The 22,919-nt window shown below is 44.6% G+C and carries 24 protein-coding genes and 2 pseudogenes; 21 read left to right on the forward strand and 5 right to left on the reverse strand.

The window, feature by feature from the left end; translation table 11 throughout:
• Nucleotides 1-95: 95 nt before the first annotated feature.
• A complete protein-coding gene (locus tag MHI48_RS16215) occupies nucleotides 96-1,754 on the reverse strand; it encodes a PucR family transcriptional regulator (protein ID WP_405141061.1) in 1,659 nt (552 codons plus the stop codon).
• A 202-nt stretch (nucleotides 1,755-1,956) separates the two neighbouring features.
• Here MHI48_RS16215 and MHI48_RS16220 point away from each other — a divergent pair, with 202 nt between their 5' ends.
• The 7 genes from MHI48_RS16220 (at nucleotide 1,957) to MHI48_RS16250 (ending at nucleotide 9,851) form a co-directional block, all read left to right on the forward strand.
• The gene (locus tag MHI48_RS16220; protein ID WP_405141063.1) at nucleotides 1,957-3,216 is read left to right on the forward strand and encodes an amidohydrolase family protein; all 1,260 of its coding nucleotides are present in this window, start codon (nucleotides 1,957-1,959) and stop codon (nucleotides 3,214-3,216) included.
• Between the two features lie 23 nt (nucleotides 3,217-3,239).
• Nucleotides 3,240-4,460, forward strand: coding sequence for an amidohydrolase family protein (locus tag MHI48_RS16225; protein ID WP_338706109.1), 1,221 nt, complete (start codon nucleotides 3,240-3,242; stop codon nucleotides 4,458-4,460).
• A 335-nt stretch (nucleotides 4,461-4,795) separates the two neighbouring features.
• Nucleotides 4,796-5,728, forward strand: a complete 933-nt coding sequence (locus MHI48_RS16230) for a sugar ABC transporter permease (protein WP_036615375.1) — start codon at nucleotides 4,796-4,798, stop codon at nucleotides 5,726-5,728.
• A 17-nt stretch (nucleotides 5,729-5,745) separates the two neighbouring features.
• Nucleotides 5,746-6,627: a carbohydrate ABC transporter permease gene (locus tag MHI48_RS16235; protein WP_338706110.1), complete on the forward strand. Its 882-nt coding sequence runs from the start codon at nucleotides 5,746-5,748 to the stop codon at nucleotides 6,625-6,627.
• Nucleotides 6,628-6,818: 191 nt separating this feature from the next.
• Complete coding sequence (locus MHI48_RS16240) at nucleotides 6,819-8,177, forward strand: ABC transporter substrate-binding protein (protein WP_405141066.1); 1,359 nt, start codon at nucleotides 6,819-6,821, stop codon at nucleotides 8,175-8,177.
• 16 nt (nucleotides 8,178-8,193) lie between these two features.
• Nucleotides 8,194-9,156: an amidohydrolase family protein gene (locus tag MHI48_RS16245; protein WP_338706112.1), complete on the forward strand. Its 963-nt coding sequence runs from the start codon at nucleotides 8,194-8,196 to the stop codon at nucleotides 9,154-9,156.
• 419 nt (nucleotides 9,157-9,575) lie between these two features.
• On the forward strand, nucleotides 9,576-9,851 hold the full coding sequence (locus MHI48_RS16250; protein WP_405141068.1) for a hypothetical protein: 276 nt from the start codon (nucleotides 9,576-9,578) through the stop codon (nucleotides 9,849-9,851).
• 147 nt (nucleotides 9,852-9,998) lie between these two features.
• Here the strand turns inward: MHI48_RS16250 and MHI48_RS16255 are convergent, their stop codons facing one another.
• On the reverse strand, nucleotides 9,999-10,379 hold the full coding sequence (locus MHI48_RS16255) for a hypothetical protein (protein ID WP_405141070.1): 381 nt from the start codon (nucleotides 10,377-10,379) through the stop codon (nucleotides 9,999-10,001).
• 367 nt (nucleotides 10,380-10,746) lie between these two features.
• On the opposite strand from MHI48_RS16255, the gene MHI48_RS16260 reads away from it, so the two are divergent.
• The 7 genes from MHI48_RS16260 (at nucleotide 10,747) to MHI48_RS16290 (ending at nucleotide 14,288) form a co-directional block, all read left to right on the forward strand.
• Nucleotides 10,747-10,896 (forward strand): hypothetical protein, encoded by a 150-nt coding sequence (locus MHI48_RS16260; RefSeq protein WP_405141072.1) that lies wholly within the window; start codon nucleotides 10,747-10,749, stop codon nucleotides 10,894-10,896.
• 527 nt (nucleotides 10,897-11,423) lie between these two features.
• Nucleotides 11,424-11,591 (forward strand): hypothetical protein, encoded by a 168-nt coding sequence (locus MHI48_RS16265; RefSeq protein WP_155985137.1) that lies wholly within the window; start codon nucleotides 11,424-11,426, stop codon nucleotides 11,589-11,591.
• Between the two features lie 21 nt (nucleotides 11,592-11,612).
• A complete protein-coding gene (locus MHI48_RS16270) occupies nucleotides 11,613-12,137 on the forward strand; it encodes a DUF3841 domain-containing protein (RefSeq protein ID WP_036615368.1) in 525 nt (174 codons plus the stop codon).
• A 329-nt stretch (nucleotides 12,138-12,466) separates the two neighbouring features.
• Complete coding sequence (locus tag MHI48_RS16275; protein ID WP_017688279.1) at nucleotides 12,467-12,949, forward strand: MarR family transcriptional regulator; 483 nt, start codon at nucleotides 12,467-12,469, stop codon at nucleotides 12,947-12,949.
• A gap of 20 nt (nucleotides 12,950-12,969) precedes the next feature.
• Nucleotides 12,970-13,545 carry a nitroreductase gene (locus MHI48_RS16280; RefSeq protein WP_036615365.1) on the forward strand — a complete coding sequence of 192 codons (576 nt, stop codon included), beginning with the start codon at nucleotides 12,970-12,972 and terminating at the stop codon, nucleotides 13,543-13,545.
• A gap of 17 nt (nucleotides 13,546-13,562) precedes the next feature.
• The gene (locus MHI48_RS16285) at nucleotides 13,563-14,048 is read left to right on the forward strand and encodes a nitroreductase family protein (protein WP_036615363.1); all 486 of its coding nucleotides are present in this window, start codon (nucleotides 13,563-13,565) and stop codon (nucleotides 14,046-14,048) included.
• 93 nt (nucleotides 14,049-14,141) lie between these two features.
• On the forward strand, nucleotides 14,142-14,288 hold the full coding sequence (locus MHI48_RS16290; protein ID WP_179087923.1) for a hypothetical protein: 147 nt from the start codon (nucleotides 14,142-14,144) through the stop codon (nucleotides 14,286-14,288).
• Between the two features lie 504 nt (nucleotides 14,289-14,792).
• Here the strand turns inward: MHI48_RS16290 and MHI48_RS16295 are convergent.
• Nucleotides 14,793-15,737 (reverse strand): D-isomer specific 2-hydroxyacid dehydrogenase family protein, encoded by a 945-nt coding sequence (locus MHI48_RS16295; protein WP_036615361.1) that lies wholly within the window; start codon nucleotides 15,735-15,737, stop codon nucleotides 14,793-14,795.
• Nucleotides 15,738-15,914: 177 nt separating this feature from the next.
• Here MHI48_RS16295 and MHI48_RS16300 point away from each other — a divergent pair.
• Nucleotides 15,915-16,217, forward strand: a pseudogene (locus MHI48_RS16300) (MFS transporter); the annotation flags it as partial.
• A gap of 52 nt (nucleotides 16,218-16,269) precedes the next feature.
• Here the strand turns inward: MHI48_RS16300 and MHI48_RS16305 are convergent.
• The gene (locus MHI48_RS16305; protein WP_047843191.1) at nucleotides 16,270-17,826 is read right to left on the reverse strand and encodes a BCCT family transporter; all 1,557 of its coding nucleotides are present in this window, start codon (nucleotides 17,824-17,826) and stop codon (nucleotides 16,270-16,272) included.
• A 336-nt stretch (nucleotides 17,827-18,162) separates the two neighbouring features.
• Nucleotides 18,163-18,303: pseudogene (locus tag MHI48_RS16310) on the reverse strand (nitroreductase family protein); the annotation flags it as partial.
• Between the two features lie 142 nt (nucleotides 18,304-18,445).
• On the opposite strand from MHI48_RS16310, the gene MHI48_RS16315 reads away from it, so the two are divergent.
• From MHI48_RS16315 to MHI48_RS16340, 6 genes are all read left to right on the forward strand, one after another.
• Nucleotides 18,446-19,381, forward strand: a complete 936-nt coding sequence (locus MHI48_RS16315) for an NADP-dependent oxidoreductase (protein ID WP_405141076.1) — start codon at nucleotides 18,446-18,448, stop codon at nucleotides 19,379-19,381.
• 240 nt (nucleotides 19,382-19,621) lie between these two features.
• Nucleotides 19,622-19,774: a hypothetical protein gene (locus tag MHI48_RS16320; RefSeq protein ID WP_155985136.1), complete on the forward strand. Its 153-nt coding sequence runs from the start codon at nucleotides 19,622-19,624 to the stop codon at nucleotides 19,772-19,774.
• Nucleotides 19,775-19,798: 24 nt separating this feature from the next.
• Nucleotides 19,799-19,924 carry a hypothetical protein gene (locus tag MHI48_RS16325; protein WP_268748595.1) on the forward strand — a complete coding sequence of 42 codons (126 nt, stop codon included), beginning with the start codon at nucleotides 19,799-19,801 and terminating at the stop codon, nucleotides 19,922-19,924.
• Nucleotides 19,917-20,450 carry a DUF1572 family protein gene (locus MHI48_RS16330; protein WP_036615351.1) on the forward strand — a complete coding sequence of 178 codons (534 nt, stop codon included), beginning with the start codon at nucleotides 19,917-19,919 and terminating at the stop codon, nucleotides 20,448-20,450. The genes MHI48_RS16325 and MHI48_RS16330 overlap by 8 nt, the downstream gene beginning before the upstream one ends.
• A gap of 88 nt (nucleotides 20,451-20,538) precedes the next feature.
• Nucleotides 20,539-20,823, forward strand: coding sequence for a sensor histidine kinase KdpD (locus tag MHI48_RS16335; RefSeq protein ID WP_036615349.1), 285 nt, complete (start codon nucleotides 20,539-20,541; stop codon nucleotides 20,821-20,823).
• A gap of 242 nt (nucleotides 20,824-21,065) precedes the next feature.
• Nucleotides 21,066-22,919, forward strand: coding sequence for a beta strand repeat-containing protein (locus tag MHI48_RS16340; RefSeq protein WP_405141079.1), 1,854 nt, complete (start codon nucleotides 21,066-21,068; stop codon nucleotides 22,917-22,919).

The following is a 22,919-nucleotide window of genomic DNA, read 5'->3' on the forward strand; positions in this document are numbered from 1 at the left end:
ATAAAGAAGTGTCGCGAGACAGGAACATGTTCAATTCAAGTCGCTATTATAGCGGCTTTTTTTGTTTTAAGCTTGTCCCAAGGCAAGGACAAATTTTATTGAAGTAGCAGAGGTTCGATGGCTATCGCTATGCGGATTCGTAAGCTTTCAGTTGGATCTTTGAGTTTCACACCCAGGATTTTTTCACACTTTTCCAGTCGATACACCACCGTATTTCGATGAACGAAAAGTTGCTTGGATGTTTCGACAAGCTGGCATTGTGTATCGTAAAAAGCGTTCAAGGTGCGCAGCAACTCTTTTTTTTCATGTTCGTCTGCAATCTGCAGCAGTCCGTTTAAGGTCGCGTCGTAAAATTGTTTCAGTTCATTGTGGGGAAGCATGTGGAATAAATATCCGATGTCCTTGGCTTGGTAAGATTGGACGAATTGCTTTCGTTTTAGCCAGTAGCCGAATTGCATTGCATTAACCGCTTCTGTATAAGAATGACGAACGCCGAGTACATTTGTTGCAGGTTTGCCAATGCCGATAGACAGACTCAGTCCAGTCTCATGATGCAGCTCTCTAAGCATTCCTGACAGCTGCTCGGTAATTTTCGCCTCATCCCACCCCGACTCAGGGATAGATAACAGAAGACAGTAGGTATCATGTTTGGTAAACATGACGAAGGAATGATCTAACCCACCAAAAACACGTTTGATGTGCTCGTATTGCTCCTCTTGCTCCGTGACATTATCTCCTTTCGGAGGCGCCGACCCTTCGTAATTAGGAAATCTTTGATGCATGTGATGCACCTCGTCATTACGCATGGTCAGCACGACGCTTGAACGCCCCTTGATAAGCCCACATCTCTTGCCGCGGTTCAGCGCCTCCTGCTCAGAAGTGATATATCCCTCAATCAGATCGGAGAAGAATTCGTTTTTGTGCCTGCGGGAGCGCTCTTTGACAGCCTGTGATTTGGTCAGCTCCATTCCAATGACGTTGGAGGCCTGCTCAAGCGTCAGACCAAAAAGTCCAGTCCATTGATCCGGCGAATGAAAGGATAACAAATAGCCTTCGTGGCGGTAAGTTTTTACTGGATATACTAGCATGCAGCAACACTCTCGGACTGATGGGTTGATAAAGCACAAAGAAGTGGGACTAGAAATATCGGACAAGTCTTGAAGTGTATTTACAGCGGCTGCAGTGAGTTCAGCAATACTTGTATTCTGGCTGGAAGCGGAGATGGTTTGCCATTTGTAGTTTAACAGAACGACTGGGGATGAGAACAGTTTGGACAGAGAATCGATAATGCTGGAAGTTCCTTTGCCGCGCATGATCATCTCGGAGAATTTTTTGTGGATGCTGAGTGCATATTGCAGTTCGTCGCTCTTGTTATTCAGAATCACACTGGTCGATCGCTGCAAAATTTCGCCAAGGGATAGACGGACATCGGAAATTTCGATGATGGGAAATTCGTTCTGATCCGCTTCCCAAAGTATTTCATCAGGGATTGGTAGTTCAAAGCGCTTGGTTTTGATGGCCAACCCCGAGCACTGAAGACGCTGCATGTCCCTGATTAGTTGAATAAACATCTCTGGTTGCTGCTTCATGAAAAAGCCGTTGGTCAGCAAGAGCTCGTTTGGCCTTAGAAACCGAATGATATCCGGACAGTCCATAATGTTGACCGTTTGAACCTCACGGATTAGACCTTTATTCCCGGTAATCACTCTGGCATCATCGTAAATGCCGTTTTTCAGCAAATCTGTCAGCAGCACATCGACCCATCCCTTTCTGGAACAAGTTATTTTATTGTTAAGTAATATAACACTACGATCATGTGGAGTAAATATCTTTGGTTTGATCATCCAAGATTGCTAATTATTTTTATCTTTTTCATCCAATGATTTCTCATAAGGAGTGAATTATGCTTAAAGTGTTTCTTGCGTGTAATAAAAGCGTACATGAACGGAGGATGTAATGATTGATCTACTTATCACAGATACGGTGATTTCCGGGGATGAAAAGCGAATGGATGTCGGGATATCCTCAGGCAAGATTGCATTTGTCACGCCATGCGGGGAAAGGAAAACTGAGGCGTCTTGTGTAGTGCAGGGTAAAGGGGGCTTATTGCTGCCTGGATTGGTCGAGCCGCATATTCATTTGGAAAAAGCATATTTGCTGGATTCCATGGATCGAGAGGCGGAGTCTCTCCAGGACGCGATTCGGATAACATCCAAACTGAAAAGTTCGTTCACCATGGAGGACATATATCATCGCTCGCTGGTTGTCATTCGAGAAGCCGTGAGGAATGGTGTAACCCATATGCGTTGCCATGCAGAGGTTGATCCGGTTCTTGGACTCAGAGCTGTCGAATCTGCTCTTCGTCTCAAACAATCCTTAAAACATCAACTGGATTTACAGGTAGTTGCCTTTCCGCAAGAAGGGGTGTTCAAGAGTCCGGGGACTGCTGGGCTGATGGAAGAGGCCATTCGTATGGGAGCCGATGTGATTGGAGGAATCACGTATCAAGATGCAGACCTGGGGGAGCACTTGGATTTTGCATTTGGTCTGGCAGGGAAGTACGGAAAACCGCTGGATTTTCACGCGGATTTCTCGGTCGATTCCAATGACCGTGCCGTTGTGGAAATTGCAAAAAGGGCCATTGCTGCAGGAATGCAGGGGCATGTAGCCGCCGGACATGTAACCTCGCTCGGTTCCCTCCCTGCACACGAAGCTTTGGCTATCGGAGAGCTCCTGTGTCTTGCCGGAATCAGCGTCATTACGCTGCCGATGACGGACCTCTTTTTGAATGGAAGGGAAGGCTCCGAAGGACATCATAGAGGTCTGACTCCCGTGAAACTGCTGCAGGATTGTGGAGTGAATGTGGCAATTGGCGTCAATAATGTGCGCAACCCATTCACGCCGTTTGGCAAAGCAGACCCAATTGAGGCTGCCTGGCTATTGGCGATTACTTCGTACATGGGTGGCAAACGGGATGCGCTCATCTTGACCAACATGCTGACGCATAACGCAGCACAGGCTTTAGGCATTGATAATTATGGCGTTAAGGTTGGCGCTCCGGCCGATATGGTATTGTTCCGAGAGCGGTCGGAAAGGGAAGTTCTGCTTAATAAACCGGAGGCCCGTACGGTCTGGAAATCGGGATTACAGGTAGCTTGTACCGACTCAAAACCTTTGGAATTACCGTGGTTGTCGGATGGGATGGAAACAATCTAATTATGAAGTAAGGGGATGGAGTTATGGAGAAAGGTTTAACACTCGTAAAAAATGTCAAATGGTCGGAAAACCTGTTTGATCTAACGATTGATCAAGCAACAGGACTCATTGTCAGCATTGAGACTGCCGGAACGGATGCGGATCTCACATCTGTAAATATTGCCGGTAGGGCGACAACCGTCATTGACGCGGACGGGCTCCACTATGTACCGCCATTGGCAGATATGCATACCCATTTGGACAAGCATTTTATTGGGGAGCCCTGGAAGTCTTTGCAGCCGTTTGTCACGCTGCCCGGCCAGTTGGAATTTGAGAAAAACATGTTGGGAAAACTACCAACCGGGGCGGGAGAACGTGCGAAACGAATGTTGGATTTAATGTTAGCCCAAGGTACAACGGCAATCCGCACACATGTTGACGTGGATCCGCAAATTGGCCTCTCTCATCTTGAGGAGGTCTTGGAAGTGCGTGAGATGTACCGGGGACGCATCGATATGGAAATTGTGGCGTTTCCCCAGCAAGGCCTGCTTCGATCCGACTCCGTTTCCGTCATGCGGCAAGCGCTTCGTGCTGGAGCCAACTATGTTGGTGGCGTGGATCCGGCCGGACTGGACCGCCGAGTGGATGCCAGTCTGGAAGCCATGTTTGAACTTGCGACAGAATTCTCTGCGGGCATCGACTTGCATCTGCATGACCCGAGTCATCTCGGAATATACACGATCAGCCGCTTCGCCGAACTGACAGAACAAGCCGGTATGTCCGGCCGTACCGCGGTAAGCCATGCCTATTGTTTGGGCCAGGTTGGGGAAACAGAGGTGCACTCACTCGCGGAAAGGTTGTGTGCGACCGGCGTAGCCATCATGACGAGCGTGCCCATTGACAGGCCCATGCCCCCCATCAAACTGTTGATGGAAACGGGAGTGTCCGTGCATATCGGTTCCGATAACATTTTGGATTCGTGGAGCCCATTCGGAAATGGAGATATGCTCTCCCGTGGGTCACGTCTCGCTGAAGTATCCGGTTGGGTGGAGGACTTCTGGTTGCTAGAAACGTACAAGCTTATTTCCAATGCGCCATTAACTCCAAAAGTGGGTGAACGAGGTACTTTCTCGTTGGTAAATGCCATAAATGCGATGCATGCGTTGGCGGCGGCACCTCCACGCGAAGCTGTATTTTCGGGTGGTGTGCTTGTTGGTGGTCGAATGTTTCCCAACAGCAGACAGATGGCAGCCATCCATTCGTAACAATCTTTAATTATACATGAAGCAGCGCATCCTTTTTCGGGTGCGTTGCTTTTTGACATGAAAAGGCTGATCACAGGGCTTAAAATACGTTGCTTAATGCAGTGAATGTGATAATACATAACATTAAAATTTAGACAGGCTTTTCTTTTGGTGTAATAATCCAAATGAAATCATTTTTTTTAGTGAATCACACCAATGACTGAGGCTTACTTACATCGTATTATTCATATAAGAACAATTTTGAGTCATATAAACTGACATTCATAGAATAGGAGGGATGTTGGAGAGGAGTTACACAAACCAAACATCATTGTTACGAACAGGGGGAGAGAGACATGCGTCGAGGTTTCCATGCAAACCGCATCCAAAACATCAGAAAGCATGGGCTGTTATTGGTCATGATTTTGCCAGGCATCGTCTATCTGTTCATCAACAATTACTTGCCCATGTTCGGCATTGTGATTGCGTTCAAAGATATCAATTTTGCAAAAGGAATCTGGGGAAGTGACTGGGTAGGCTTCGATAATTTCGCCTATCTGTTCCAAACGCAGGATGCTTGGGTGATTACCCGAAACACGTTACTCTACAACGGCGCATTTATCGTGCTTGGAACAGTGCTCTCCATAGCTGTGGCCGTATTGTTGAACGAGGTAAAAAAGCGATTTGCCTCCCGACTGTATCAAAGCATCATTTTGCTGCCCTATCTGATCTCGATGGTCATTGTCGCTTACTTGGTTCTGGCATTGCTCAACGAGGAAAACGGATTCGTCAACCATTACGTGCTTCCTTTACTGGGGATAGACCCCGTGTCGTGGTATGCGGATTCCGGTAAATGGCCCTTTATATTAAGTGTCGTATATCTGTGGAAAAACGTCGGTTATACATGCATTGTTTATCTGGCCTCAATCGTAGGTATCAGCCAAGAATATTATGAGTCCGCTACGCTGGACGGGGCATCCAAGTGGAGGCAAGTCTGGAGCATTACCCTTCCTCTGCTTAAACCCACGATGGTCATTATGGTGCTTCTTGCAGTGGGACGCATCTTCAATTCCGATTTCGGATTGTTCTATCAGGTTCCGCTGAATTCGGGTGCACTGCAAACGACTACCGATGTCATTGACACATACGTATATCGTGGATTGATGACTTTTGGGGATTTCGGAATGTCATCCGCTGCCGGACTGTACCAGTCCATTGTCGGTTTTCTGTTAGTATTAACGACCAATGCGATCGTTCGTCGCAAAAACCGGGATTTGGCGCTGTTTTAGCTAAGGGGGAGGACAACATGTATTCAAATAGGATATATCAAATGGCTGTTCACCTCGTGCTCATCATGATGGGAATCGCTGCAGTGTTTCCGTTTATACTTCTGATATCCGCTTCCCTAACCGAGGAACAAGCCATTATCAGGGACGGTTATCGTTTGTTACCGGCTCAATTCAGCTTCGATGCTTATGTGTATCTGTTTAATCAGTATTCGTTGATTCTGCGGTCGTATGGAATTACGACGTTCATCACGGTCGTGGGCACGATCGTTGGGTTGTTGATCACAACCCTGGTCGCTTATCCGCTATCCAGAAATGTGCTTCCATTTCGTTCGTTCCTGTCATTCTTCGTATTTTTCACCCTGCTTTTCAATGGGGGGCTGGTGCCGATGTACCTGGTTTATACGGACCTCTTCCATTTGAAAGATACCATCTGGTCGCTAATCATCCCGAATTTACTGACCAACGGGTTCTACATTTTGTTGATGCGCAGTTTCTTTTCCACATCAATTCCCGGCGAAGTCGTGGAGTCAGCCTATGTGGATGGAGCCAACGAATGGGTTATTTATTGCAAAATCGTTCTCCCGCTTGCTCTTCCAAGCCTGGCAACCATTGGTCTGATGCTCATGATCTCGTATTGGAACGATTGGTTTAACGGTCTGATCTTCATCAATGACGGAAGCCTCTACAGCATTCAAAACCTGCTTAATCGAATGTTGTCTGATGTCCAGTACTTGCAGCAAAGCAGTTTGTCTGGTCAGACAGCGGTTGTCTCATCCGTACCTCTCGGCAGTGTGAGAATGGCTATTGCCGTAATCGGCGTGTTGCCGCTGATCGCAGCGTATCCGTTTTTCCAGAAGTTCTTCGTCAAGGGATTGACTATTGGTGCCGTAAAAGGTTAGTTATGCTTCGTATCCAAGATGTCTTATCCAAAAGCAAACATGGGGAGTGAATGAAGATGTTCAGAAAAAGATTGCCTGTGGGTTTCATAAAGGTAATGTCCTTAATTTGTGCGGCCCCTCTATTGTTGACGGCATGCGGAAACCCAGACAGTAAGGAGGGGGCAGAACTTGGAAAAGCTTCAGCAACAGACATGTATGAAGTGGTCATGACGTATCCAGCTTTTGGGGATGTAACAGATGTTAAGGAAATTCAGGAAGCCATCAGTGATATTACAGCGGAAAAGGTAGGCGCCACCGTGAAGCTTTTACCTGTTAATGGATCGAACTATGCCAATCAAATGAACTTGATGCTGGCGGGCAGCGAGAAACTGGATCTGGTGTATACCAGCGTATGGTTCGGCCTTGAATCCCAAATCGGCAGGGGGCAGTTACTGCCCATGGACGAATCGTTGAATGAATTTGGTAAAAAGATACTGGAGGCTGTTCCGGAGGAAGCCGCAGAAGCCGGTAAGATGAATGGCGAAACATATGGCGTTCCCAGCATTAAAGCTTGGGCACTTTCCCCCAGTTTTGTGATGGACAAAGAGCTTGCCGATAAACATGCTATTGACCTTAGCGCCATAAAAACCTGGAATGATATCTCTTCTGTATTGCAGCTTATCAAGGACAAGGAGCCGGGTGTCACGCCGATTGTCAGCTATAACTCACAGGAAACACCCGGACAAGCCATGCTGAATTTTGATCCATTGGGAACAGTACCTGGCGTACTGGATTTTGGCGGGGAGGACTTCACCTTGCAGAACCTTTTTGCGACTTCGCGGTTCTCCACAATGGCTGACCTGATGCGTGATTGGTATCAAAAAGGTTATTTCAGCAAAGATGTCGCAACGTCACAGGAAACGGGCTCCAATCTGATCAAGGCAGGCAAAGCCTTCTCGTATATCCGGAATATCAATGAATGTTACTCGGAATCACTTGCGGCTGGGACTGAACTTGTATGCGTCCCCCTTGAGGATTCGTATATGACACGAAATAGCGTAGCTTCCAACATGATGTCTTTGGCAAGGAACAGTGAGCAGCCGGATAAGGCGATTCAAGTATTGGAACTGTTTTACTCGGACGAAGCAGTCATTAATCTGTTTACGAATGGGATCGAAGGCAAGCATTATGTTAAACGGGATAATGACCTAATCGGCAAGCCGGATGGCGTTACTGCAACAGGATACGATTCAAACCAATATGCCGTGGGGAACAATTTCCTGTCCTATATATGGGAAGGGAACGATCCTGACATGTGGGAGCACTTGAGGGGCGAAAATGAGAGTGCCGTAAAATCAAGGGCGATGGGTTTCAGCTTCGACATCAATCCGGTCAAAACACAAATTACCTCGGTGGCCAACGTCCAAAACCAGTATGATGCAGGCTTTCAGACAGGAACTTTTGACCCGTCAGAATTGGGTGCTTATCTCGACAAACTAAAGAATGCAGGCGTAGAGAAAATATTGACGGAAAAGCAAAACCAGTTAAACCAATGGCTTAAAAATAAATAGAAGGAGCTGATCACGCATGTTTAATCCTGTCATTGATGTTCACCACCATATCATTTCTAAAGAAATGCAACGAAAGCAACGGGAGCTGGGAATGGAGATCCCAAGTTTTATGCCGAAGTGGACGCCCGAGATCGGGATGCAAAAAATGGATGTATGTGACATCTCGTTTTCATTCCTTTCAGCCCCGTCAGACCTGACGTTCATCGACCAATCTTCTGCCAACGCATTGGCACGTAAAATGAATGAAGAGCTCGCATCGTATGCTCAACTTCATCCTGAGCGGTATGGTGCATTTGCAACGCTTCCACTCCCCGATCCCGCAGCAGCCATGGAAGAAACCTTGTATGCACTTGATGTTCTTGGGATGGATGGTGTTGCAATGCTAACAAGTTATCAGGGGAAATATTTAAGCCATCCGGATTACACCGAATTGTTAACCGAATTGGATCGACGCAGTGCTGTTGTGTTTCTACATCCCATCCTCATACCGCAAAAAATCGCTGGGCTTAGTCCTGCACTGCTTGAGGGCACCTTCGATACGACGCGTGCTGTCACTACGATGGCTGTTCATCGCATTTTCGACCAATACCCATCCATTACGTTCATTCTTCCCCATACAGGGGGCATGGTGCCGTATATCAAATGGAGAATTGCGCTTGCCGCCATCGGGCAAGATTCGATTCAGGTTGAAACAACACCGGAACAATTTCAAGCTGAAATAGCCAAACTGGACCACCTTTATTATGATTCCACGTTAAACCTCGGCACAATCCAAAAGTTGATTGCGCCTGATCGGATTCTGTTCGGAGCGGACATACCTTGGCCAGCTGACAGCGTCCTTCGTATACAGCGGGAGTCGGTATTCCATGAAGCACAGCAGGTCAGCGAAGAAAACGCGAAGGCGATCGCTTATGGCAATGCCTTTCGTCTATTCCCCCGCATTTCTAAGCTTTTTGATATAGAGAAAAAGTTAATTTAAAGTGTTAGGAACCGATAACTCAACATTACAAAACAATAGTTTAATCTCTCATGACAATGTAACAACAAAACAATCGTTCTTGAAACGGTTGTTTTGTTGTTAACACCCATTAGTTACATTCTGGTTCCTATCTAATAAAAAGGTGCCTACTTTTCAAGTAGTATGAGACATTTTAAGATTTAACGAAAGGTGGTTAAACAGAGGGCGTATGTAATGAACAAAAGTTATATGCAACGTTGCTTTGACGTAATAGAGATCATCCCGAAGGAGTTGCAGAGAATATAGATCGCACCATTACTTTGTAGAAGATATGCATAGTGTGATCGTCAAATTAACCGATTACGTGGGAGATTCATTGAAAGTAATTGAGGGGATGGTAGCGCCATGCCAATTGAAATCAAAGACATTGTAGTGTTTTAATGAGTAAGCTTCAAGATCATAGTTTAAACTTTAATTTTAATCTAGGTATTCTTCGAGTTGCTGACGAGTTGAAGACATTAACTGGCGAAACCATCTTTATCGGTGTCTTGAATGATGATTCCGTTCTTGCCACGCATATTATTCCAGGTAGTTTTCCGACAAGGACACATTATGAAAAAGGAGAAAAATTGCCTGTTATTAAAACGGCGGTGGGAAGATATATCTTAGCCTTTCAATCACCTGAAATTCAGGAGCAAAATCGGGTTTTGCGGTAGATAACGAGGAAGCCGATCAAGGAGCAAAGAAAACAGAATAACCCTTCTCAGAAATGAGGTGGGTATCCTGTTTATAGATGTTGGCATTTTAAAGTGCCCTCAATCATCATGGAGAGCCTTTTTTTGGGGGAGTAGTATAGTTTAGTGTTAATCATCTGAACTAGTGAGTAGAACTTTTCCGATAATATTCTCGTTGCTATCGTACAAGTTTATATACTTATCGACTTTTGGTTCATTCATACTCTGAATTGCTTCTTCGGGAGTTTGTGGCAAATCTTGATTCATATCTGAAGTCTTGATGTAACCTTCAGTTCCGTCTACACCAAAAGCCTTAACTAGATCTAATTCTGTTTCATCATGATAAATAAATGAACCATATGTTTGACCGTTATCATTGATTTTTATTTCCATTTGATCTTTAGAGGGACTAGTATCGGCAGATGCAGCTCCCCAGCCATAAACTCCTATTCCAATCCCTAAAGCACAAGTCACACCAACTGTAATTAATTTTAGTGATTTTGTTTTCATTAGAATATCCTCCTAATGTTGAATGAATGGTGTTTTAGAACCACCGTCATATTCATACTTACCAGACTGTCAAACGGCAAACACTGCCTCAGTTTCGTAATCCCCAGATCCTTAACCCCAGTCGAATCTATTAAATTACTCATTTTCAAATTAATGTAACATTTAATGTCGTAATTGTAAACCGTTTTTAGGTTATTTAGATTCTTATGTAACCACGGAAAATTCACTGGCATATTCAGTCGCAATAGAGGGCAACCGGAGGAAGGAACAAATCCTTTTACAATCATTGTCAGTACGTTATAATACAATCACCCGATGGATTACCCAACAAAGTTAAATATTGTAATTAGACATTGGAGGTATGGTTATGGTCAAGAAGAAAATGTCCAAAGCCCTCAGCTCAGCTTTAATCGTTTCTATGCTGGCTACTGGCGTGATAGTCGCTATCCAAGGTAAAACAACGTTAGAGGCATCATCAGGTGATAAAAAGGTTGAAGTTATTAAAGCACAAGCGTGACCTTACTATGAAGAAGCTTAGGTGCGACTATATCGTCCTAATTAGGGCATATTCGAAGCACCTGATGCGAAAACCTCAGCTCGGTTAACCGAGCTGAGGTTTCTTCATTATCATTATGAATTGATGTCGAGGGACAAGATCATGGTGCGCAATTACCAATTATACATTGGCACCTCGTGCAGGTACCTGGGCAATTTTACGATGGCATTCAGCAACCACTTGGCATGCCTTACGGATGGATTCGATTTCATAATCACTTTTTAAAATGATCATGTTCGTATCAGGCCTCATTCGTAATAGCTTGCATAGCGAGTCGGGCGAGTCCGGTGCAAAAGTAGGAGGGCACGGCGACGTCCAGGATTTGTTCTTTGCGCTACATACGTATGAGCTCATTTGGTTCTTTAGTACGGGGGCGGTGAGCAACGGGACTTGTTTAAGGAATTAAGCAAAAAAGATGAGTTATCTGTACTTCAGAGAGATCCAAAACTTATCTTAGTTGAACTATATTTTATAAGGAGACACGTAAGATGGAATTAAAATTTAGGGAAAAGGCTCTGTTATTTTATTTGATCGAGGCTAGATACAATGATTTGGAGTTACGAGAGGAGCAAGTATATCAGGAAATTGAAGATCTATACTTTAAATTTAAAGATGAGTTAGAAAGAGAATATGGGGAAGACTGGCGAGAAATTTAAAGCAAGGAGGTACCCAAGAAAATGATTTATTGGAGTATGCAGACATCAGAGGTTTGGAAACAAGCTCAAGAAACAGGTTACTTGGAGGGAAGCTCTGAACACTTAATGTTTCCAAAACAATACATATGGATGATGGAACAAATGAAAACAAGATTACCTAATTATAAAGGTGAGTATCCAATCTGGCTATGGATCAAAAAGCCGGATATGAGATCTACCGGACATTTTGAGGGAGGAACTAAATGCGTAAGATTGACCATTGATCTCAAGGAGACAGATGTACTAATATCAGATCTTGATAGATGGAACCTGGTACTGAACAATGGATTTTGCTCTGATAATGAACATGAAGAAGGTGAGTTTAATAAGGGGATACTAGAAATGACGAAAGAAGAAAGTTGGGAGCGGATTTTTGATTTAAATCGAGCGGTTGATGTTAATTGGACAGGTAATGGTGCATGGCTTCAGGGAACTACGGGACGAATCTACTTAGAAAAAGTGAAGAGAGTAGAGCAATATATTAGTCGTAAATCAAAGTTATACTAATAACAATTATAACAATAAGGTAAATAAGACATATCATGACCTCTTTTCAAATGTTGTTGGGGGAACATTGAAAAATCCTTCCCTTTAATCGTTACTTACAATTCCAAGTTAGGATATGGCCAATAGCCTAAATGTGTGAGGGCTAAAGTCATTAATCTGGTGGTTTAGTACTCTAAACTCATCATTCATAATGTCAGAGAATATAGTTGATAAGCATTATCATTCATGATATATTGTTAACCAGTAAACTAAATATAAGAATTTATTTAGAATAACTCTATTTTTTAAAGAATATTTTTGTTTACAAGTAAATAAGGAGCGATCAAAGAATGATCTCAAAAGATCGAACAAAACAGTTGCTTTATGACCAATTTATCCGTTTTTTACATGTGTATGAGAACCACAAGGATACAGAAATCGAGCATTTCCTAAGTATCGCCCAGCGTGAAAGCATCGAGAAAATCCCTCAGCATTTGACCGCGGTTCATATGATAGATTGCATAGGCAAGCATGAGCCAATTAACAACACGGGTATTGCCGAGGCAATGAATTTGTCCAAAGCAAGTATCACCAAAATTGGCAACAAACTGCTGGAGGAAGGATTCGTCAAACGTACGAAAATGAACGACAACAAAAAGGAGAGCTATTTCCGGTTGTCACCGCAAGGCAAAAAAATCTTTGAATTGCATGAACGTCTGCATATACATGAGGCTGAGCGCTTCTATCGTACTCTTGACAAATATTCGGAAACGGAGCTAAAAGTAATCCATCAATTTCTACAAGACAGCAGTATAAATATTGAATCCAGATAGAACAAAGGAGAGTGAAGCATATGAGTCTGGCGGAATTGATCAGGGAGCGCAGGAGTATTCGTAAATGTAACTCTACGCCGGTGGACCAGGAGTTGGTTGTTGAACTACTGCGTAAGGCTATACGGCTTCAACCATATCTTGAGTCTGGCTCATGGCGTGTAGTATATGCCGGAACTCCAGAAGCACGCAAACGGTTGGTGGACTGCATGCTGGAACAGATGTCACAAAGCAAGCTCGGCAAGCTGATTCCAGGGAAACTTCTGGATGTTTTTAAAAAGAGATTTACCGATATTCCTGCGCACGTCATTGTTATGTCGACTGTAGGACCGAATCGTCTGACCAATGACCGTAATTATGCGGCTGCCTGCGGGGTGATGCAGAGCTTCCAACTGCTGGGCTGGGAACGAGGGTTAGGAATGTTGTGGGATACAGAGTCCATGATTCAGCATGAAGGGTTCTTCAATGGAATTGGCTTACGTGAGGATGAAAGATTTGTTGGTATTCTTCATATAGGGTATTACGACAAAGCGCCAAGAAGTCGGAAAAGGACACCAGCCGAGCAGAAGTGGACCGTATTGCGAGGGCAGCCTACATAGAAGAGGAGGATATGAAAATGAAATTGTCAGATTTGGAAGGAGACATGGACGGTCCGATTGAGTTTTTGGATCAACCGGTATCGCAGGACCTAATCCTTGAGTTGCTCAATCATGCCGTATGGGCGCCAAATGATGGCCTCCGAGAGCCGTGGCGATTTATCTTTGCTGATAACCGGTATGGGGACATCATGCAGGGATTACAGAACCAGGCTCCTGCGTATCTTCTGGTCTTGGTGAAGGAAGAGGCGGATCAATATAAGCGGGAAGAGGACTTTGCAGCTGTCTGTTGCCTAATTCAGAATTTCCGCTTGCTGGCTCATGAGCAAAGTCTGGGTGTGCGCTGTACCTTGCATGACTGGATGTACGACCCGAGCCGTACTGAAATGTTTGGTGTACTGAGTAACGAGCGCATTGCTGCGGTTCTGGAATTGGGATACGGTGCAAATCAGTGGAAAGGAAATACGAAGTTACCTGAGACTCAACTTCATTTTGAACTGCTGTAAGGTGGGGACGATGGGATGAGACTCCAAATGGAAAACCTCGGCTCGTCATCGTCTTGAGCCGCTTATTACATAATAAATATAGGAGGTATGATTATGGTCAAGAAGAAAATGTCCACAGCACTCAGTGCAGCTTTAATCGTTTCTATGCTGGCTACTGGCGTGATAGTCGCTATTCAGGGTACAACAACGTTAGAAGTAGCGAAGTCAGCAGGGGATAAAAAGGTTGAAGTTATTAAATAAAGCATACGTGAGACCTGCTAGAAAGTTAAAAGAACCTCATCTCGGTTAACCCGGCTGAGGTTTTTTTCTGTATCATTAGGCATTGAAAAAATGCAGACCTAAGTCCGTGAACGCTTGACCACCATTTACCTTGACGCAAAGTCCAATCTAATGTACACGGAACTGGAAATGACCAACCAGGAAAAACGGCAATCCAAGCAGTCACAATTAGTTGCTTACTACAAAACACCAGATAACGAGTATTAACAGCTCAACATTACGAGAGGTGAGGGAACGCTTAACGCAGGGAAAGATATTAACACTTGGTACCGATTTAACCGTTGGCAATAATAGATCAAACTTCATGAACTTGAATACCAACTTAAGCAAAATCATAAATAGTGGGACAGTTCGAATCAATCTGTATGATGTACCTCTGTCAAGAAAGTGGACACTTACGCTACGGATCTTGCGGTAAATTGCTGTGCAAAACGGGCAGGGGAAAGGTACCCCTACACCAAAACATCATAATTGATTGAGCTTGCTTTCAGGCTCTTCACCATTTTCTACACGTTTTATATTCTTTATAAAGAAATCATATCTTGTTTTATGAAATTTCCGACCATCAGGCATTCCCGCTGTATGGGGAGTAAGTATCACATTACCCAGACTCCGGAGCTCACTGTCAATCGGAAGCGGTTCAGATTCAAACACATCCAGGCATGCGCCTGAAATATCCCCGTTTTTTAATGCATCAATCAAGTCTCTTTCGTTGACAATGCCGCCGCGTGCTGTATTGATAAAAAGAGTGGTGTTTTTCATTTTTTTGAATGCCGCTTTGTTGATCAGTTGTTTGGTTTGCTCATTCAAGGGTACATGTACACTGACTATGTCCGATGTACTTACAAGAGTATCGAAATCCGTCATTTTCACAAAACCATCAGATTGTACAATGGCATTTCTCGCATACGCCAGCACATTCATGTCAAAAACCCTGGAAAACGCAGCTACTTTTTTTCCAATAGCACCCAAACCGATAATCCCAATCGTTTTGCCCTTTAATTCACTCCCTGTATAGTCCAATTGATTTTCATCCATCTTGTTTTTCATGAAAGTATCAAGAAACGGTATGTTTTTATAATAAGACAATATCAGTGCCATGACGTGCTCGGCCACTGCCTGTGCATTCACTCCTCCAGCATTGGCCACCCAAATGCCGCGCTGTGTACAGGCAGGGACATCCACATTATCAAATCCTGCACCTGTCTGTACCAATTTTAATTTTTTTGCGTTAGAAAGCAGACTGTGATCCACTTTAATATGTTCAGGAATGATTACTTGGCAATCTTCAATATGATGCAGCATTTCTTTTCCGGGCGGAACAATTACAACGTTCCAGTCTTGCGGAAAACACCTTGCAATATTTGATTTTGAGGTCTCGCTAAAATAGCCAACGATGAGAATTTTCATTGCTAAACCACCTTTCATAAGCTATACCATTTTTCAAATAAAACCGTTGATGCTCGTCATTTTATCCTTTTAATACAATTTTATCAATAAAATCTCATCACGTTCTATTGAACGGGAATGGAAAAGAATCTAGATAAACAATATACTAGCTATATAGTTTTTTTTGTTGAGGTGAATAGTTCTAATGTCATTCTGTTGTGGATCGTCATACTCGGAATTGGTGGAGGTTTCGCCTTTAGTTTGGCCATGATGTTTTTCGGGTTGCGTACTGAAAATGCGCATCAAGCAGCGGAACTATCTGGCATGGCCCAATCGATCGGATATCTTCTTGCCGCAATCGGTCCAGCCCTTATAGGATATCTGCACGATGCAACAAATAGTTGGAACCTGCCACTTTTCATTCTTCTTGGGGCTTCGGTGTTACTCTTTGTAGTTGGTATAGGAGCAGCAAGTAATCAAAAACTCAATACCATGAAATAATAAAAAGCCCGCAAGGACGCGGGCTTTTGTTAGTTTTAACATCAAGTATACATTACCTGCCGGAAATTTCCTTCAACGAGATTTCTTGTTCCTCCAGCAGTCGTTTCAGCTTTTGGCGCTGCCGTTTTTCCTTCTGACGGCGCTCTTTGTCCTCAGCCTTTAGAGCCTTGAGCAGGGAGAAACACATACCGATAAGGACAATAGCGAACGGCAATGCGGTTACAATGGATGCTGTCTGGAGGCCAGTTAACCCCCCGCTGATTAGCAGTACTACCGCGATGGAGGACTGCATAATTCCCCAGGTTAATTTCACTCTTGTACTTGGGTCCAGTTTGCCATCTGAAGTGAGCATGCCCAGTACAAAGGTAGCTGAATCAGCCGACGTAATAAAGAAGATCATGATCAGCATTGTGGCGATGAATGCCACGATCGTGCCCAAAGGCAGCTGCTCCAGCATAAGGAATAAAGCGGTTGTCGTATCTTCCTTGACAGCCTCCGCCAGATGAGCGGCATTGAACAATTCCATGTGAAGTCCTGTTCCGCCAAAGACGGAGAACCAGATAAATCCGAAAAGACTTGGAATAACCATGACGTAAATTACAAATTCCTTTATGGTTCTTCCTCTGGATACCCTTGCGATAAAAGTGCCGACAAAAGGAGCCCACGAGATCCACCATGCCCAGTAAAATAACGTCCATGCTCCAATCCAGGTTTCTCTTGAGAACGGCGTCAGTCTCAAACTCATGTTAATAATATTCTGCATGTAACTGCCCAAGGTTGTTGTGAATGTGTCAAATATAAAAGAAGTCGGTCCAGTCACCAATACAAACAACATCAATAACAAAGCTATAACGAGGTTGACGTTGCTCAGAATCTTAATACCTTTATCCAGACCGGAGGTTGCCGAGATTAAAAACAGTACGGTTACAACGATGATAATGACAACCTGAGACAGAGTCGAGTTAGGAATACCGAATAAGTGATTCAGACCCCCGCCGATCTGAAGAGCACCCAATCCAAGCGAGGTCGCAACACCAAAGATGGTGGATATGACCGCCAGAATATCAATAACCTTACCAAGCCAGCCAGCAGCAAGACGCTCACCGATCAGAGGAATAAAGGTGGAACTGATCAGCCCTTTGTATCCTTTCCGGAACTGGAAGTAAGCAAGCGCTAAACCGATGACGGTATAGATAGCCCAAGGATGCAGCCCCCAGTGGAAAAAGGAATAACGCATTGAAAGTATGGCTGCTTGCGTTGTTTCGGGTACCGCCCCCTCAGGTGCAGATAAATAGTGGGACAGCGGTTCAGCAACTCCCCAGAAAACCAGCCCAATGCCCATACCCGCGCTAAACAGCATGGACAGCCAGGAAACCGTAGAATACTCCGGCTCATCATCGTCATCCCCAAGCCTAATACCGCCAAATCGGCTGAACGCCAGATAAAAAGCAAAGATCAGGAAGAACAGTGTCGCTAGCAAATAAAACCAGCCAAAATTCTGAATAGAGAAGTTGTAGGCAACATTAGCCACATCCGCCAGCTGATCAGGAGCGACGGCTCCCCATATTGCAAACAGTGCAACGATGATAATTGTGATTGTAAATACCATGATGAGACCTCCATTATGTAAGCTTCAGCCAACTGTTTCCTTAGTATGTGCTAGTCCAACTTGTAATATTTCGAAAAGCTAGCTGTTGATAAATTAAAACAAACCGCCATGTAATGAAACACTCAGCGGTTTGCTTTGATCTTGCCTGAATAATATATGGCCTATAATCTCTTGTTAATCTGAGATATTGTATCATCTCATCTAACTAGTTTTATTCATTTATGAAAAGAAATCTGAAGAAGGCTGACTGTCATCGTAAATTTACAGATCCTTCAGATTAAATTGCATGCGTGTAAGCATGTCGGTCATCATTGCAACTTCTTCTTCACTGATTCAGGAAGGGGCAGTGCTAGCTTCATTGATGATTTGAGTCATTTCTTCCCTGCTGATTTTTACGGATGAATCGTATATCTTAATGGAGCGGCGTCCATAAATAATTTCGTTAAAATCGTTTATTTGTTGGTGTACACAACTCAAAATCCCTAAAGCTTTTGCATAATTTTATCCTGGTTGTTTAAAAATGAGTAAGGATAATATGCATGAACCCCAGTGACTAGATACAAATAAATAATCAGGAATAGCACGTAAAAGGCTATTAGCTTAGAGGAGTGATACAAAAATGAAAGCAGTTGTGATTAATCAATATGGAAGTAAAGAAGAGTTAGTTGAGCAGGAAGTGAATAAACCGAGGGCAGAAGCCAATCAAGTGGTTGTAAAATTAGAGGCTACATCCATTAATCCAATCGATTGGAAATTAAGAGAGGGTTACTTAAAAGAAATGTATGATTGGGAATTTCCTATTATCTTAGGCTGGGATGTAGCTGGGGTCATAACTGAAATTGGTTCAAACGTTACCAAATGGAAAGTTGGGGATCGAGTATTCAGTCGTCCTGATACAACACGATTTGGTTCGTATGCTGAATATACAGCAGTTGATGAACACCTTCTGGCAAAACTACCTGATTCAATCTCATATGAGGAAGCTGCGGCTGTACCTTTGGCTGGTTTAACAGCATGGCAGGTACTGTTTACTCATGGCGATCTAAAAGAAGGTGAAACCGTACTTATTCACGCTGGAGCTGGTGGTGTAGGTATGTATGCCATTCAATTAGCAAAACATGCCGGCGCTCATGTTATTACAACAGCAAGTGAAAAAAATCATGAACTTCTTTATTCGTTAGGTGCTGATCAGGTCATTGATTACAAAAAGGAAAATTTTGAAGAAATTCTAAAAGATATAGATTTAGTGTTTGACACGATGGGTGGAGAAGTAGCTGAGAATAGCTATAAGGTGCTTAAGCCAAATACCGGAAGACTGATTACCATTGTTGGTGAACCCAATCATGATACTGCTAAGTCTCACAATGTATCGGAAAAGGGGATTTGGCTACAGCCAGATGGTGATCAATTGGAGAGAATGGCAGATCTGATGGAAGAGAAAAAGATAAAGTCGATTGTAGGGGCCACATTCCCGTTTAGTAGACAGGGGATTTATGATGCACATGCTTTGAGTGAAACTCACCACGCTGTAGGTAAGATTGTCATTACATTTTAAAAAAGAAGACTGGAAAAAACCGCTAAACATTAAAATTGGCATCTGTCGAGGGACAAAAACATATTCCCATTAAGTCGCTATCTTAGCGGCTTTTTTATATTATCAGTACAAGTTCGTGTCCCGAGCCAAGCACTTGTACCGATTGCGATTTAAGAGATTTATGTAAGCAAACTTTGCGTCTCTTTAATAAAAGCGGCGATAGCAGGAGAACTCGCTCCCAGGGAGGGGACTGCCAATCCTATGACACGGTTAATGGAAGGGGTTAACGGTTTTAGCAGGATATTAGCTGGTACAGCCGGTAGTATCATCAAAGGCAATCGTATGGCTAACGCCCGATTGGCTGGTATTTTTCATTTTACACTCGAAGGGCAATTCATTATCATGGATCAATAGAGCAGATGGAGGTGGGTTACGACGATGATAAATTTGCGAGTCGTTCATTTTATACATACAGGTTTCTCCATTCAAGTTGGAGAATTCGCGCATGTAACCCTTGAAGATTATTTGCGCCTGACCGAGAATTGGGAGGATGTTCATGATTGAACTGATCAGACACGTTATGGAAGACATGAACAAGCAGCTTGACCGTATCGAGAAGAGTTTGAACTTGCTGAATGATGAACTCATTTGGATAAGAATAAAGGGCTCCATGAATAGCATCGGTAATCTTTGTTTGCATTTGGCAGGTAACGAATATCAGAATTTCGTTAGCGCGATCGGCAACAGACCGTTCATCCGGACGCGAACCCGTGAATTCACGAAGGACGGGGGAATATCGAGAGAAAAGCTGATTCTTCTTCTTCGGGAAACCAGAAAGGAATCGGAAAATGTTGTAGCTGCGTTATCGAACGACGATTTGTCCCGAGAGGTTATCATTCGCTATGACCGTGAGGATTGGAACCGAATGCATCGAACGAATAGGTGTACTGAAGAAACCTACGATACAAGAGTAATCGGTCGTCTGCTTATCCAGGTATCGGCACACTACGGATATCACGCAGGACAGATCGTTGTGCTTGCCAAGATGCTGCAAGATACGCAAGAACATGTCACGGGTCAGTACCATTGAGGAGGGCATAGATGGTCATGATCAGACTTGAACCGTTCAAACATCCCGATTCGACAAGGCTGGTTCTAGCGAACTGGAAGTCGAGAAAATGGAGGATAAGCTTCTGACGAAAGTCCACGCCAACGTGAATCCAATGCTGATGTCCCATGCGATCGCCAACCTTGTGGACAATGCCATCAAATATTCAGGCAGTCCATCGCTAATCGAATTGAAGTTGGAACATACGACAAGCGAGATAGTTATACGGATACGTGATCAAGGTATCGTTATCGCGGGCGATGAGCTGGAGAGAGTGCAGGAACGTTTTTACCGGGCGAAAAATGCAAGCACAGCGAACGGTTCAGGTCGATGTAAAAGAACGAATACCCTTTAAAGTCGCTATTTTAGCGGCTTTTTTTGTTGTGAAGAAAAGGTACAAGTGCTTTCCAGAGTCAATTAGTTCCCTTTAATGAAAAAATAAAAGCACAACATTAATGGATACAAATATGCGGCACAGAGAAGCGGATGACCAAACCGTTGAAATTGTCGGTCTATAGGAGTGAGAGAAGGATTAGGATATAAGGAATGCAAATTTCTCTCCTGTTCCTAAAACGTAAAGAAAGCGGGGTGAAATAAATGGCCATTTTATCAACTGGACCGATTGAGAATAATCCGGTCAGTGGTGTAAGACCAACACAACAGCTGACCATTAATATTGATAATAGAAATTTGGTTACGAATGCAATTGTTTTGATTCAGGGTTATTACCTAAACGGAACCAGAACGGAATATATACTCGAATTAATTAGCGTAAATCCAAATCAAGCCATAAAAAAAGATTATTTTGCAAACCTAGACGTATTTGAATTTGTCTTTACAACGAGCGGTTTAGCAGAACAACAAGTAGAAATTTCAGTTTGGGGAAAAAACTCCATGGGACAGCTCGTAACGCCTCACCGTATTGTATCTTCAGAATTGTTAGAAGACAATGGAGCCACGGGAATCACAGGCTCAACCGGCGCAACTGGGGCCACGGGCGTAACCGGAGCTACGGGGAACACAGGTTCAACCGGTGCGACTGGGGCAACGGGCGTAACTGGATTAACTGGAGCTACAGGGAATACAGGCCCCGATGGAGGTGCAACTGGAGCCACGGGCGTAACCGGAGCCACAGGCATCTCAGGTGCAACCGGCGAAACAGGGGCAACGGGCGTAACCGGAGCCACAGGCATCTCAGGCGCAACCGGCGAGACAGGGGCAACGGGCGTAACCGGAGCCACAGGCATCACTGGCGTAACCGGCGAGACTGGGGCAACGGGCGGAACCGGAGCTACGGGCATCTCAGGTGCAACCGGCGAGACTGGGGCAACGGGCGTAACCGGAGCTACGGGCATCTCAGGCGCAACGGGTGTAACCGGAGCCACAGGTATCACGGGTGCTACCGGCGTAACCGGAGCCACGGGGATCTCAGGTGCAACTGGCGAGACAGGGGCAACGGGCGTAACCGGAGCCACAGGCATCACTGGCGTAACCGGCGAGACTGGTGCTACCGGCGTAACGGGAGCCACGGGCATCACTGGCGTAACCGGCGAGACTGGGGCAACCGGTGTAACCGGAGCCACGGGCATCACTGGTGTAACCGGCGAGACTGGGGCAACCGGTGTAACCGGAGCCACGGGCATCACGGGCGCAACGGGTGAGACTGGTGAAACAGGTATAACTGGAGCCACGGGAATCACGGGTGCAACCGGGGAGACTGGTGCAACGGGGGTAACTGGGGCCACAGGCATCACGGGTGCAACCGGGGAAACTGGTGCAACCGGCGTAACCGGCGTAACGGGAGCCACGGGCATCACTGGCGTAACCGGGGTAACTGGTGCAACGGGGGTAACTGGAGCGACAGGCATCACGGGCGTAACCGGCGAGACTGGGGCCACGGGTGCAACCGGAGCCACAGGCATCTCAGGCGCAACGGGCGTATCTGGGGCCACGGGGATCTCAGGTGCGACTGGGCAAACAGGCACAAGTGGGGCAACAGGTGCAACGGGCTCAACTGGGGCAACAGGGAGCACAGGTGCAACCGGGGCAAATGCCACAATACAAAATGGATTATTTAATGTTAGCGTACCTTCTGTTGCAAATGCGACAGCTATTTCGTATACGACTGTATTTATTAATGGCACTAACATATTGCATCCTACAAGTACAACCTTTGTACTGGCAATAGGCCACATTTATTTGGTTTCGTATACGTTTAGAGCAACGAGTTCTGTAGTTGGGAACGTTACGGTCACACCAAGAACTAACCTCGTATTTCAAAGTCGGTTTTCAGGGAGAGCAGTTACAGGAACTTTAGATGCGAATGTAAGTGTATCGGGTACGTTTTTAGCTGATGCTACTTCAACTGCGCTTACAATCGATTTTCTTTATAATGGATCGGCAACAGCTACACTTACAGATGGTTCTGTTTCGATTATTCAGGTTCAGTAG

The sequence above is a fragment of the Paenibacillus sp. FSL H7-0942 genome, from assembly GCF_045040715.1.
GTDB lineage: Bacteria > Bacillota > Bacilli > Paenibacillales > Paenibacillaceae > Paenibacillus > Paenibacillus amylolyticus.